This window comes from Mangrovibacter sp. MFB070 (assembly GCF_000705335.1).
GTDB classification, from domain to species: domain Bacteria; phylum Pseudomonadota; class Gammaproteobacteria; order Enterobacterales; family Enterobacteriaceae; genus Mangrovibacter; species Mangrovibacter plantisponsor.
The window spans coordinates 13,961-28,426 of record NZ_JJMI01000020.1; the positions used below are offsets into that span (position 1 = coordinate 13,961).

General features: G+C 54.5%; 11 protein-coding genes. 4 read left to right on the plus strand and 7 right to left on the minus strand.

What is annotated here, in order from left to right; translation table 11 throughout:
* Positions 1–889 precede the first annotated feature (889 nt).
* Positions 890–1,570 carry a 6-hydroxyaminopurine reductase gene (gene yiiM / locus DT73_RS08450; RefSeq protein ID WP_036107020.1) on the plus strand — a complete coding sequence of 227 codons (681 nt, stop codon included), beginning with the start codon at positions 890–892 and terminating at the stop codon, positions 1,568–1,570.
* Between the two features lie 100 nt (positions 1,571–1,670).
* Here the strand turns inward: yiiM and lldD are convergent, their stop codons facing one another.
* The 7 genes from lldD to DT73_RS08485 form a co-directional block, all read right to left on the minus strand.
* Positions 1,671–2,861, minus strand: coding sequence for an FMN-dependent L-lactate dehydrogenase LldD (gene lldD / locus DT73_RS08455; RefSeq protein ID WP_036107023.1), 1,191 nt, complete (start codon positions 2,859–2,861; stop codon positions 1,671–1,673).
* Positions 2,858–3,646: a transcriptional regulator LldR gene (gene lldR, locus DT73_RS08460; RefSeq protein WP_036107026.1), complete on the minus strand. Its 789-nt coding sequence runs from the start codon at positions 3,644–3,646 to the stop codon at positions 2,858–2,860. Before lldR ends, lldD begins: the two co-directional genes overlap by 4 nt.
* Positions 3,643–5,298, minus strand: coding sequence for an L-lactate permease (lldP, locus tag DT73_RS08465; protein ID WP_036107029.1), 1,656 nt, complete (start codon positions 5,296–5,298; stop codon positions 3,643–3,645). Before lldP ends, lldR begins: the two co-directional genes overlap by 4 nt.
* Positions 5,299–5,553: 255 nt before the next feature.
* Positions 5,554–5,916, minus strand: a complete 363-nt coding sequence (locus DT73_RS08470; protein ID WP_036107032.1) for a YibL family ribosome-associated protein — start codon at positions 5,914–5,916, stop codon at positions 5,554–5,556.
* Between the two features lie 132 nt (positions 5,917–6,048).
* A complete protein-coding gene (mtlR, locus tag DT73_RS08475; protein ID WP_170123787.1) occupies positions 6,049–6,666 on the minus strand; it encodes a mannitol operon repressor MtlR in 618 nt (205 codons plus the stop codon).
* Positions 6,638–7,777, minus strand: a complete 1,140-nt coding sequence (gene mtlD / locus DT73_RS08480; RefSeq protein WP_036107034.1) for a mannitol-1-phosphate 5-dehydrogenase — start codon at positions 7,775–7,777, stop codon at positions 6,638–6,640. Before mtlD ends, mtlR begins: the two co-directional genes overlap by 29 nt.
* Before the next feature lie 270 nt (positions 7,778–8,047).
* A complete protein-coding gene (locus tag DT73_RS08485; RefSeq protein WP_036107037.1) occupies positions 8,048–9,973 on the minus strand; it encodes a PTS mannitol transporter subunit IICBA in 1,926 nt (641 codons plus the stop codon).
* A gap of 525 nt (positions 9,974–10,498) precedes the next feature.
* On the opposite strand from DT73_RS08485, the gene DT73_RS08490 reads away from it, so the two are divergent.
* The 3 genes from DT73_RS08490 (at position 10,499) to selB (ending at position 14,415) form a co-directional block, all read left to right on the plus strand.
* Positions 10,499–11,107, plus strand: coding sequence for a glutathione S-transferase (locus tag DT73_RS08490; RefSeq protein ID WP_036107041.1), 609 nt, complete (start codon positions 10,499–10,501; stop codon positions 11,105–11,107).
* Between the two features lie 72 nt (positions 11,108–11,179).
* Positions 11,180–12,571, plus strand: a complete 1,392-nt coding sequence (selA, locus tag DT73_RS08495; protein WP_036107043.1) for an L-seryl-tRNA(Sec) selenium transferase — start codon at positions 11,180–11,182, stop codon at positions 12,569–12,571.
* Positions 12,568–14,415, plus strand: a complete 1,848-nt coding sequence (gene selB / locus DT73_RS08500; protein WP_036107048.1) for a selenocysteine-specific translation elongation factor — start codon at positions 12,568–12,570, stop codon at positions 14,413–14,415. Before selA ends, selB begins: the two co-directional genes overlap by 4 nt.
* Positions 14,416–14,466 lie beyond the last annotated feature (51 nt).

Here is a 14,466-nt window from a genome sequence, read left to right on the forward strand (position 1 = left end):
GGTTATTCCGCCCGGACGGCGGAATAAGGCGAACCGAGGCAGGGATGCCGAGTCGAGCCGGCCGCAGGCTGACTGCCCGGAGCTGAACGCAGTGCGCAGCACCGGTCGCCCGCGAAAAACCGGATTGTTAAGGGGCGAGCCCCTTAACACGTTCACAGGCCGTGAAGCCACATTAACCACATCACTTCAGGTGAACGGAAACCGCCACACTGACACAGTAAAAAGTGAACACAACAGTCACCGCAGTAACAGTAATCTGCCAGCGCAGAGCCAGTTGCGCGCCGTGTCAGCAACACTGCTTTTACTCACCCCCTGCGCCCGGCGCCCGCAGGGGGCACTGGCCCGCCAGGCACGCCTCAACGATTTAGAGGCCACACCCCACACCCGTTTGTATGCTCACAGCAAAAAACATCAAAAAGACAGACCAGACACAGAACTTACAGCCACTCAGCACAATACAAACAACCCACCACTTGCAGCGAGGGTTGTGTCGCGTAAGACCGGTGAACCGGAGAAAGGAAGACAAGGTTATTCCGCCTGGACGGCGGAATAAGGCGAACCGAGGCATGGATGCCGAGTCGAGCCGGCCGCAGGCTGACTGCCCGGAGGTGAACGCAGTGCGCAGCACCGGTTGCCCGCGAAAAACCGGATTGTTAAGGGGCGGGCCCCTTAACACGTTCACCGGCTGTGAAGCGACATTAGCTTCATCACTTCAAGTGAACGGAATTTTCACCAAACCAGCATCAGCGCAAAGTGAACGACACTCTCACCACCACACCCCCACCTTAAATCCCTGCTAACAAATTCATGCTAACTAAATTCCTGTTGCAATCCATCACCTGACAAGCGAGCCTTTGTGAAGACCGCCCGTGCTTGCAAGGAGAGTAGTATGCGTTACCCCGTTCAGGTTTATACCGGCACCATCAAGGATTACCCCGGCAGCCGCCCCAGTGCGATTGCCAAATACCAGCGTGAAGGTGAACTATTACTGACTCCTTTGGGCCTGGAAGGCGACAGTCAGGCAGAGGTTGGTATTCACGGCGGGCCAGACCGGGCGTTGTGCCACTACCCCCGGGAGCATTATGAAGCCTGGGCTCAGTCTTTCCCTGAACAGGCCGGTGTGTTCGCGCCACCGGCTCTGGGCGAAAACCTTTCCACCACCGGGCTGACCGAGCGCAATGTGCACATTGGCGATATTTTTTGCTGGGGTGATACGCTGATCCAGGTCACTCAGCCCCGTTCGCCATGTTTTAAACTGAACTTTCACTTCGGCATTAGCGACTTTTCCCGGCAAATACAGGAAACCGGGCGCTGTGGCTGGTTGTATCGTGTGGTCAGCCCCGGAAAAGTGTATACGGATAAGCCGCTGGAACTGGTCTCTCGCGTGAGTGATATCTCGGTCTACCAGGCCGCAGCCATTGCCTGGCATATGCCGTTCGATGATGAACAGTACCACCTGTTGCTAAGTGCTGCCGGGTTGTCTGCTTCCTGGACGAACACCCTGCAAAAACGCCGCCTGACAGGAAAGATTGAAGACTTCTCGCGCCGTTTGTGGGGTAAGAAAAGCTGAAATCAGTGGGGTGTGTTGCCATTGAAAAGCGCCCGGTGCGGACATGAGGTTTGTCATCAGACTCAAGCGCCCGATACGGGCGCTTTGGAAAAGGTGAGTATCAGGCGGCATCCGGGTGGTGGGGTACACTACTGAGCGTATGGCGGATTTCCGCACCAGCCTGCACCAGTGAATCTCGGCTGATATCCTTGATGGTGTTGGCACCAGTCAGAGTCATGGCAACCCGCATCTCTTTTTCAATTAACTGCAACAGGTTTGCCACACCCGCTTCGCCGTGGGTTGCCAGCGCATAGAGATAAGCGCGCCCCAGCAAGGTACTGTCGGCCCCCAGAGCAATCATGCGCACTACATCCAGCCCACTGCGAATGCCGCTGTCGGCCAGAATAGTGATATCCCCTTTTACCGCATCGGCAATGGCGGGCAGGGCGCGGGCGGAAGAGAGCACGCCATCCAGTTGGCGTCCGCCATGGTTAGAAACCACAATGCCATCGGCACCAAAACGCACTGCGTCACGGGCATCGTCCGGGTCGAGGATCCCTTTGATAACCATTGGGCCATCCCAGAACTCACGGATCCACTCCAGGTCTTTCCAGCAAATTGACGGGTCGAAATTCTTTGCCAGCCAGCCGATATAATCTTCGAGACCCGTGGGTTTGCCCAGATAAGCCGAAATATTCCCTAAATCATGAGGGCGGCCAAACAAGCCGACATCCCATGACCAGGACGGGTGTGTTACCGCCTGCCAGTAGCGGCGCAATGCAGCATGGGGGCCGCTCATACCTGAGTGGGCATCACGGTAGCGCGCACCAGGTGTTGGCATATCTACGGTGAACACCAGCGTTGTGCAGCCTGCAGCTTTGGCACGCTCCAGAGCATTACGCATAAAGCCACGGTCTTTTAACACATATAACTGGAACCACATTGGCCGGTTAATCGCCGGGGTGACTTCTTCAATAGGGCACACTGAAACGGTGGAAAGCGTAAACGGAATGCCGTGAGCCGCTGCCGCGCGCGCTGCCTGAACTTCGCCACGCCGGGCATACATGCCACACAAGCCCACCGGACCAAGGGCGACTGGCATGCTGAGGGTTTCGTTGAACAGTTTCGTTTCAAGGCTCAGTTCAGCCATATTGTTCAGTACCCGCTGGCGCAGGGCGACGTCCGATAAGTCTGTGACATTGCGTTTGAGTGTGTGCTCTGCGTAGGCCCCACCATCAATATAGTGAAACAGAAATGGGGGTAGTTTGCGTTGCGCGGCGGCGCGATAGTCGCTGGCGGCAGAAATAATCATGCTTCATTCTCCCTGGGATAATCAGTGTCGGTATCAGGCAGGCGGGTAACCCGTGCCTGGCGGGCTTCGTCTTCATCCAGCTGTTTGATGGTGGTATGCACGAAGCCTAAATGGTGAGTGGCGGCTTTGCGCGCAGCTTCCGCGTCACCCTGCAGAATGGCGCCCAGCATCATCTGATGCTGCTCTGTTAACTGGGCGAAAATCGGCGGGTGGGTGTACATCCGCTGGCGGCTTTGCATGACCGAAGATTGCAGTAAATCGAAAAAACCTCGCATGGTTTGCAGCAACACAACGTTGTGCGACGCTTCTGCCACGGCAAGGTGAAAGCGCAGGTCTGCCTGGGCTGCAAGATTTGGGGCATCGCTCTCTTTAAATTGTAGCGTGGCGTCAAAACAGTATTGCAGGCGTTCTTTATCGGCAGGTGTTGCCCGCATTGCTGCGTGCCAGGCGGTACTGGCTTCAATAGCGTAACGGGCCTCCAGAATATCGTAACGGTAGTCCGGGTCATCGGCCATCAGGTGGCGAATGGGTTGCACAATACGTTGCTCAGACCAGGGCTCAAGTTGATAGCGAATAAAGGTACCGCCCCCGCGCCTGCTTAACAGCAGGCCTTCACTAATCAGCATTTGTAGTGCTTCGCGCAGGGAATTGCGCGAAACACCCAGTTCAACCGCCAGCTGGCGTTCCGCGGGCAAACGCATGCCCGCTTCCAGTTGGTGTTCACGAATATAACCGCGCAGGCGTTCAACCAGTTGCCCGGCGCGGCGGGGTAAAACTAACGTCATGGAATCATCCAGGTTAAGACATAAGCCTGCAGTGTGGTAATCACGCCCACCATGCAGGTGAAAATCAGGCTGTGTTTCACCGTGAAGCGGAACAGGTCAGCTTCTTTACCCACCAGGCCCACTGCCGCACAGGCAATGGCGATGGATTGCGGCGAGATCATCTTGCCCGTAACACCGCCAGTAGTATTGGCTGTCACCATTAACAAGTCAGAGACGCCAATTTGCTGGGCCGCCGTTGCCTGTAATGCGGCAAACAGGGCATTGGATGAGGTGTCTGAGCCTGTCAGGAACACACCAAGCCAGCCCAAAAAGGGTGAAAAGAAGGTGAAGGCAGGCCCGGTGTGGGCGAGCGCCAGTGCCAGAGTGGACGACAAGCCCGAGTAATTCGAGATAAATGCGAAAGCCAGCACCATCCCAATGGAGTAAATCGGGAGCAACAGGTCGCGCACCGTTTCGTTGAAGGTTGCCAGTGCTGCGCGTGGCTTCATTTTCAGCCAGATAATAGAGAGCAACGCGGCGAACAAAATGGCAGTGCCGGTGGCAGACAGGTAATCAAATTTAAACACCGCCGGGTAAGGAGTGCTGCTGGCCACAACGGGTGGCATACGTGCCACCAGGTTATCCAGAAACGGGACAGAAATTTTGACCATCCAGTGTGCCAGTGCGCCATCGGCTGCAAACAGGGCTTTAAAGGGCGGAATGCTCCACAGTGTTACGGTCGCGGTTAAAAACAGAAACGGGGTCCAGGCACGAATCACCTGGCCACGGGTATAATTCTTGCGAGCCAGTGTCTGGTCTACAACAGCGGCAGACACATCGCCGAAGCGGAAAATGCGGGCAGGTTTCCAGCGGCGCAAAAACAGCGTCAGGCACACCAGCGATACCAGTGAAGAGATGATATCCGGCAATTCCGGGCCCAGCAGGTTAGAGCTCAGGAACTGGGCAACAGCAAATGACCCACCGGCTACCACAACTGCAGGCCAGGTCTCTTTAATACCGCGCCAGCCATCCATAATCGCCATAATCCAGAACAGCACAATAATGGTCAGGAAAGGTAACTGGCGGCCCACCATCTGTCCGATATGGAAACTGTCCAGCCCGGTTACCTGGCCGGCAACCAGAATTGGAATGCCCATCGCGCCAAATGCTACCGGGGCGGTGTTAACAATCAGGCACAGGCCTGCCGCATACAGCGGGTTAAACCCCAGCCCAACCAGCAATGCTGCGGTAATGGCGACAGGTGCGCCAAACCCGGCAGCCCCTTCCAGAAACGCACCGAAGGAGAAACCAACAATCAGCATTTGCAGGCGCTGGTCTGGTGTGATGGAGAGAATCGAGGCCCGGATAATATCGAACTGGCCGGTTTTTTCAGAAATACGGTACACAAATACTGCGGCGATAATTATCCAGGCAATTGGCCACAGGCCATAGAAGAAACCATATCCCACCGAAGCAAGCGCCCGGTCAACGGGCATCCGGTAGAAAAACAGCGCCACGACCAGGGCAATTACCACAGTGAATGTTGCCGCCTGGTAGCCTTTCATTTTGAGTTTTATCAGAGCGAAGAAGAAAAACAGAATCGGCAGCGCGGCTATCAGGCTGGACAGCCAGATATTGCCTGCGGGGTCGTAGTTCTGATGCCATAGATGCATTGCAGGTGTCTCCCGGGAACCCCTTTTTTGCCTTCAGGCTCGCGTTTTACCCAGTGATGCTGGTTACGCTTTTTGTAAAAGTGGTCCCACCAATGTAGGGTTGTAGGTTAAATGCCAATAAATAGTTAACCTTGTGCTAACGGAAAGCAACGCTATTGCGACAGTTTTTTGGCTTATGTGAAGAGGAGAGAATATTCAGGGAAGATTGGTAGGACCAAAGCGCCCACTCCATGCCGGACAGAGTGGGCAGATAACTTAGAATTCAGTGCGGGAGAAACCGGTCATCGCTTTCAGGCCCATTTCACGGCCAAGTGCCGTCATTGGGTGCACAACCACCAGGCCCCGGGCGCTTTTTTTGAGTTTGCCCATATCTGCCTGTTCTTTTTTGGTGATTTCACGGCGAAACGGCATAGCCAGTAGTTTCTGGGCTTCTTTGCTCAGCTTTTGGTTAACCACCTGGTGTAACCGGGCTATTTCAGTTTCCAGTGTCTCTTTTTCTGCCGCCAGTTCACTGTATTTCTCAGCATCGTTGACCAGAGAAAGACTGGCCTGCTGGTGGTTAATGGCGTCGAGGCGGTCGCTCAGGCGCTTGATTTCGTTTTTTTCTACATCTTTCATGTTGCTTACTCAGGGCTGTCTGGTTTGTGGCAAGAATACACTATTTCCGCACAAGCTGCCTGTTATGGCGCAAGGGAGCGGGAGAACGGTGAAGTGGCGCAGGTGTTGCGGCGCAGTTGAGCCGCAAAGATATTACTTTTTTTGAAAGGCTTTTTTCAGGCTAATGGTGGAAATAAGCTCAGTTAACGAAAGCACCATGGTGGACCGCACCATTTGCTGGTAACGCTGGCGTTGCATGGTCAGCAGGCTGGCATCGGCACCTTCCAGTAACACTGGCGCGGGAGGTAGTGCAGCAACACAGTGTAATTCACCAAACGGGCCGAGAATTTCGTCATCAGTAAAACTGTACTCATTGCCATCGTGGTTCAGCTCTTCACGCAGGGCAATAAGCAGTTCGCAGTCTTCATACTCCAGGCGGTTCAGTACACCCAGACCATAAATCAGCTTTAACCGTACCGCGAGATCGCCCAGCGGACCATCGCCATGCAGCAAGGGTTCCACCGCGTATTTCACAGCATAATCGTCTTTGCGAAAGACCTGGAGCACCAGAATATTGACGGCTTCCGTTAATAACTCAACGGCCGCTATCAAGAAACTTCTTACGGTTTTGCCAGCATTCAGACGCTCAAGCACACGGTTTTCAAATGCCTGTGGTTCTTCCATCTTTGCCTGCATACCTGACAATCTTCCAGGGCGCGTGACCGCGCCCGTTATTTCATCTTCAGGCGTTAAATGCGGCGACGATATCATTGGCGACATCGCTGTTCGCATCGAGCCCGGAAACGTCTGCCAGGGCAGCGCGAGGGCCTTTTTCCGCCAGTAATTTTGCCAACTCCTGGGCTTGCGGGTCCTGTTCACTGTGGTAGTGCATTGCGGCTGCAATACCTTTCACCAGGTTCGGGTGGGGCAGACCATATTCCAGCGTCCCCAGCAGCGGTTTGATCAGGCGGTCACCCGCACTTAATTTACGCAATGGCTGGCGGCCAACACGTTCCACATCATCTTTCAGATACGGGTTCTCAAAACGACCAAGGATTTTCTGGATATAGGCTGCGTGTTTCTCTGCATCAAAGCCGTAACGCTTGATGAGCACCGCGCCGCTCTCTTCCATTGCGCCTTTCACAACAGCGCGGATTGCCGGGTCAAGAATGGCATCACGAATCGTCTGGTGACCCGCCATTTGACCAAGGTAGGCGGTTATAGCATGCCCGGTGTTCAGCGTGAAGAGCTTACGTTCAACAAATGCCATCAGGTTATCAGTTAATTCCATTCCTTTGATGGCAGGCAGCTCGCCAACGAACTGGGTTTTGTCCACAATCCATTCGCTGAAGGTTTCAACAGTGACTTCCAGTGGGTCATTGGTGGCTTCGGAAGGGGGAACAATACGGTCCACGGCAGAGTCAACAAAGCCGATGTGGCTTTCTACCCAGGCTTTGTCCTCGCCACCCAGTGCATTGAACACATGGCCTTTCAGCTGCGTGGTGCCGCGCACCATGTTTTCACAGGCAATAATGTTGAGTGGGGTATCGTTACCCTGGGTTTTACGTAACACCAGGCCTTTAGCAATAGCTGGTGCGATACGCTCCAAAATTTGTGGGCCTACCGCGGTAGTTACCAGGTCCACACTGGCAATCAGTTTCACTACATCGTCACCGATGCTACTGACGGCATCCACACCGGTAACGGTATCGATTTGCTTTTGTTCGCCAACAACATGCACCTGGTAGCTGTGGCGTGCGTTTAATGCATCCAGTACTACCTGGTTAACATCTGCGAATGTCAGGCTGATACCGGCATCTGCCAGAAGTTTGCCGATAAAGCCACGACCGATATTACCTGCGCCGAAATGTAATGCTTTCATGTGTAAACCTTCTCTAAATTATGGCTCCCGAAGAGGGCTAAGGTGAGTTACGTGAGTCAGGCATCGCCTCACCGTAACCCTCTCCTGTAAAGGAGAGGGGAGATACGTTTTTTATTGCCACCGTAGCGTAACGCCACTTCAGGCTATTATGTTGCTTTGTGCTGGCGAAGGGGTGTGCCATAGCCAGCGGTGCATCTGTTGCGCGTTTACCTGGTGTTGGCTGTTGCGCGATGCGTACTGTATGCGGCGGCGAACCACCGCATACGAGTATTACGCAGCCTGTTTGCCAGACAGCAGGTCCAGTACTTCCTGAACACTGGTGGTGGCAGCAAGGCGCTCAATCACACTCTCATCATCCAGTGCGTTGGTAAGGCTGGTGATAACCTGAATGTGCTCGTTATTGCGGGCAGCAATACCGATAACCAGACGGGCGATATCATCTTCTTCTTCACCAAAACGCACGCCTTCCGGATACTGGCAGAACACCACGCCGGTTTTCAAAACGCGGTCTTTGGCTTCTACTGTACCGTGCGGTACTGCAATAGACTCACCCAGATAAGTCGGGGTCAGTTTTTCACGCTCCAGCATGGCTTCAACGTACTCTGGCTGGACATAGCCCCCTTTCACCAGTTGTTCACCGGCAAAGCGAATGGCTTCTTCTTTGGTGGCAGCTTTGCGGCCAAGGAACACGTTGTCTGCACCCAGGCGGAACAGACCTTCTTCACTGGAGGTGAAGCTGTCTTCCAGGCTGTGCATCACTTTGGTTTCTTTCTCACTCAGGTGCTGGGATTCCAGCAAACGGTCAGTGAGGTTGGCATACAGGCTGCTGTCCAGGAAGTTGGTCAGTGAAATATGCTGTGCCTGAGGAGCCTGGCGCATAGCGCGCTCTGTCAGGTCGCGGTGCGTAATCACAATATCCACATCGTCTGGCAGGCTGTTGATTGCGCAGTTGGTTACAGAAATATGGTTCAGACCGGCATTCTGCACTTTCTTACGCAACACGCCCGCGCCCATTGCGCTGGAACCCATACCGGCGTCACAGGCAACAATGATTTTGCGCACATGGCTCAGGTCGTTGCTCAGGCCTGCACCTACAGCCAGCGGCGCGCCAGCACCTTTGGACTGTGCTTTCATATCCTGCATACGTGCAGTTGCTGCTTCCAGGTCGTCTTCTTCTTTCACTTTGCTGGTTTTCAGCAGAATAGAAGCAATCACGAAGGAAACTGCCATGGCGGCGAAAATCGCAGCAATGTTAGCGAAGTATGTGCCTTTCGGCGTCATTGCCAGTACAGCCAGAATGGAACCCGGAGATGCCGGAGAAACCAGGCCGCCGTGCAGCACGGTCAGTGTGAACACGCCAGTCATACCACCGAGGATAACAGCCAGCAGCAGACGCGGGTTCATCAGAACATACGGGAAATAAATTTCGTGGATACCACCCAGGAAGTGGATGATAGCAGCACCGCCAGCAGACTGTTTGGCACTACCACGGCCGAAGAACATGTACGCCAGCAGGATACCCATACCCGGGCCCGGGTTGGCTTCAATCAGGAAGAAGATAGATTTCCCGATTTCATGAGATTGCTGGATACCCAACGGTGAGAAGATACCGTGGTTGATGGCGTTGTTGAGGAACAGGATTTTTGCCGGTTCAACAAAGATGGACGCCAGCGGCAGCATGTCGTGCACGACCATGAAGTTAACGCCAGCAGCCAGCACTTTAGACAGCACTTCAACCGCCGGGCCAATGCCGAGGAACGCCAGCATTGCCAGTAACATACCAATGATACCGGCAGAGAAGTTGTTCACCAGCATTTCGAAGCCGGAACGAATCTTACCGTCTACGAAACCATCGAATTTTTTAATGCAGTAACCGCCCAACGGGCCGGCAATCATTGCACCAAGGAACATCGGAATATCGGCGCCAACAATCACGCCCATGGTGGTAATTGCACCCACCACACCACCACGCTCATTGCCCACCAAACGGCCACCGGTGTAACCAATCAACAATGGCAGCAGGTAGGAGATCATCGGCCCTACCAGTTTTGCCATAGTTTCGTTAGGCAGCCAGCCTGTCGGAATGAACAACGCAGTGATAATACCCCAGGCGATAAATGCGCCAATGTTCGGCATTACCATATTGCTGAGAAAACGACCAAAGCTTTGCACCTTGATCTTGATATCGGATGACATAGAACACCCCTTCTTCTGTTTACGCGCTGGGATTCAACCCGGGTTTTATTGTTAACTGTGTCGGCAGAGGTAAGCGCCGAATTGATTCAGTGACGCGAATCTGGCACTTAACCGCGAATCTGTCCAGTCACCGGATATTTGTGTGATCAATATCACTATTTTCACTGGTGTGCATGGGGGTGTTAAGTGATCTTGATCACAAAAAATCAGTGTAAAAAAAACACAATGCGGTAAAAATACGCAAAGCCGGCATGTAAATGTGATGTTAATCACGTTTTAACACGCGTTGTTTGTTTGTATTTTGTGATATTGATCACAATCTATTTTTTGCGGTTTTTCCTGATTGTGATCAATAGCAACCTCGTGGTATGGCCTCGCGGAACTGGGTGAAAGTAAATTACATGTTAAATTTTTTCTGCAGGGCATGCCGTGCTGCAGGGGAATAGCGTATGATTTGAGATAACGCTCACTTTTCATGATGTACTGGCATTTCACAATGCTCATTCACTGATGAGGGTTCTGCGCATGAAACTGGTCGGGAGTTACACAAGCCCTTTTGTTCGTAAAATATCGGTGCTGTTGCTGGAAAAAGGCATTGCCTTCGACTTTGTTAATGACTCGCCGTGGAATGAAAATAACCATGTTGCGCAGTCTAACCCATTGGGGAAAGTACCGGTTCTGATTGCCGATGATGGTGCCTGCTGGTTTGACTCACCGGTTATTGCCTCTTTTTTGGAGCTGACTCAAGGCGTGCCAGCCTGCATTCCATCAGACCCGTATGCGGCTTTGCAGGTGCGCCAGCTCGAAGCACTGGCCGATGGCGTCATGGATGCCGCTATTCTCTCTTTTCGTGAACAGCAGCGCCCGGCAGCACACCAACTGGAAAGCGAACTGGTGCGACAGCGGGAAAAAATACTGCGTGGGTTAGATGCACTGGATGAAGCCGCCAAAAACGGGGCATTCAATACGCAACAACTGGATGTTGCCACTATTGCTGTGGGTTGTGCGATGGGCTACCTGAATTTTCGCCGTATCGCCCCCGGCTGGTGTGTGGACCGCCCGCATCTGGTTAAATTGGTAGAGCAACTCTTTCAGCGTGACAGTTTTGCCCGCACAGAACCGCGCGTCGCTTGATCTCCACTCAGGAAACCGGGGAAATCCCCCGGTACACTTTACTTTTGTCTTTTCAATGGCACTGAACACACTATGACTCAGGATCTCCGTCAGTTATTCAGCCAGATTCCGGCTATTGACCGCTTACTGCATGACCCGCAGATTATTCCGTTGGTGGAGCGGTTTGGGCACACGCAAGTGGTGAATGCACTGCGTGAACGGGTACAGCAGGCCCGGCAATTCATTCTTCAGGAGCAGGTGTTACCTGCCTGGGCACAAAATTGGTCCACTGCCGTAGCGCAATACCTTGAGCAGGCAGGCCAGCCTGCTATTCGCCGCGTATTTAACCTGACAGGCACTGTGCTGCACACCAACCTGGGGCGCGCATTACAGGCCGAAGCGGCAGTACATGCCGTGTGTGATGCCATGCGCTACCCGGTGACGCTGGAGTACAGCCTGGATGGCGCGGGCCGCGGGCACCGGGACCAGGCGGTGGCCGGTTTGCTCTGCCAGCTCACTGGCGCGGAAGATGCCTGTGTGGTCAATAACAATGCCGCTGCGGTGCTACTTATGCTGGCGGCGACCGCCGCAGGGAAAGAAGTGGTGGTGTCTCGTGGGGAGTTGGTCGAAATCGGCGGGGCTTTCCGTATCCCCGACGTTATGCGCCAGGCTGGATGCCAGTTGGTGGAAGTGGGGACAACCAACCGTACCCACAGCAAGGATTACCGCCAGGCTGTGACAGAAAACACCGCATTATTAATGAAAGTGCACACCAGTAACTACCAGGTGATGGGCTTTACTGCCAGTGTCAGCGAAGCGCAACTGGTGGCGGAAGCTCAAGCGTACGGCATTCCGGTGGTCACTGATCTTGGCAGTGGTTCGCTGGTGGATATGCGTACCTGTGGTTTACCGCCAGAGCCGATGCCGCAGCAACTGATTGCCGATGGGGTTAGCCTGGTGAGCTTCTCAGGCGATAAACTGCTCGGCGGACCACAGGCCGGGATTATTGTCGGCAAGAAAGAACTGATTACAAAAATCCAGCAACACCCGCTTAAACGCGCCTTGCGTGCCGATAAAATGACGCTTGCCGCTCTGGAAGCCACCCTGCGTTTGTATCTGCAACCCGAAACGTTGTTCGAGAATTTACCTACCCTGCGTTTGCTGCACCGTGACGCGGCGGCGATTCATGAGCAAGCGCAGCGCCTGCTGCCTGCACTGGCGGCTCATTACAGCCCTGAGTTTACTGTGGCGGTACAGCCTTGCCTGTCTCAGCCCGGGAGTGGTGCTTTGCCAGTAGATTCCCTGCCCAGTGCCGCACTGACTTTCACCCCGGTTTCCGGGCAGGGTAGTGAGCTGGAAGCACTGGCTGCGCGTTGGCGTGGGTTACCGGTGCCGGTAATTGGGCGCATTGCTGGTGGCGGGCTGTGGCTGGATTTACGTTGCCTGGAAGATGAAGCAGGATTACTGGAGATGTTACTGCAATGATTATTGCCACTGCGGGCCATGTCGACCATGGGAAAACCTCGCTGATTCAGGCGTTGACCGGGGTGAATGCAGACCGTCTGCCTGAAGAAAAACAGCGCGGCATGACAATCGACCTGGGTTTTGCCTACTGGCCGCAACCCGATGGCCGCGTGATTGGGTTTATTGATGTGCCGGGGCACGAAAAGTTCCTGGCGAATATGCTGGCAGGTGTGGGCGGTATCGACCATGCCTTGCTGGTGGTCGCCTGCGATGATGGCGTTATGGCGCAAACCCGGGAGCACCTGGCGATTTTACAACTGACCGGGCAGCCCGGTTTAACTGTAGTGCTGACGAAATCAGACCGGGTAAGTGCTGAGCGTATTGAAGATGTGCGTGAAAGTGTGCACCACTTGTTGCTGGCTTACGGCTGGCATGAAGCACAATTTTTTGTCACTTCAGTATCTGATGGCACTGGTATTGATGCATTACGCGAGCATTTACTGGCTTGTGAAGAACAGTCTCACCGCACGGCCTGGCGCTTTCGCCTGGCCATCGACCGGGCGTTTACCGTTAAAGGTGCTGGCCTGGTGGTAACGGGCACTGCGCTGTCGGGCACGGTACAGGTTGGTGATACGTTGTGGCTGGCAGGTGCAGATAAACCCATGCGTGTACGTGGGCTGCATGCGCAAAACCAGCCAGTACAACAGGCTACTGCCGGGCAGCGTATTGCGCTGAACCTGAGTGGCGACGCGCAGAAAGCAGATATCAGCCGTGGCGACTGGTTACTGGAGCACAGCCCGCCGGGCCCGGGCGCTGAGCGTGTTATTGTTACGCTGAGGTGCCACAGCCCGCTCCAGCAGTGGCAACCGCTGCATATTTACCACGGTGCCAGTCATATCACCGGGCGGGTTTCGGTACTGGAAGACGGCCTGGCCGAATTGGTGCTGGACACACCGCTGTTGCTGGCAGACAACGATGACCTGGTGTTGCGGGATATCAGCGCCCGGCAAACCCTGGCCGGGGCACGCGTCTTGCTGCTTAACTCACCCAAACGTGGTAAGCGCCAGCCTGAGTTTCTTGCCTGGCTGAAGCAACTGGCCCGCTGCGAGGACGATGAATCCGTACTAAGGTGCCACCTGCAACGCCATGCTGTCTCACTGGCTGATTTCGCCTGGGCGCGGCAATTGCGCGAGCCTGAAATTACCCAACTGGCACAAGGTACGGCTTTGTGTGTGGAAGGCCAGGTGGTGGGTAGCGGGCTTGCCCGCCGCTGGCAGGAAAAACTGCTGGCAACGCTTGCCGAATACCACCAAAACCATGACGACCAGCCCGGCCCCGGGCGTGAGCGTTTGCGCCGTATGGCCCTGCCTGCAGAGCATGAAGGCCTGGTGCTGGGGCTGATTGAACAACTACGCCAGCAAGGTGAGGTTGTCAGCCGCCAGGGCTGGCTGCATTTACCGGGGCATGAACCTGGGTTTTCTCCGGCCGCCGAAGCTATTTGGCACAAGGTGGAAGGGTTGTTTGCTGACGACCCCTGGTGGGTGCGCGACCTGGCAAAAAAAGCGGGCGAGGATGAACAAACCATGCGCCAGGTATTACGCCAGGCGGCACAATTCGGGCTGATCACGGCGATTGTGAAAGATCGTTACTATCGGCAGGAGCGCATTCAGCAGTTTGCTGATCTGATCCGCGCGCTTGATCCCGAAAACGGCTCCACCAGTGCGGCGGATTTCCGCGATCAACTGGGTATTGGCCGCAAACTGGCGGTGCAAATCCTGGAATATTTCGACCGCACCGGCTTCACCCGCCGCCGGGGCAACGACCATTTGCTGCGTGACCGGAATTTGTTTCAGGCTACCGAATAATCATAATTTCCAGGCCAAACAAAACCCCGCCAGCCAGCGCCTGCGGGGTTT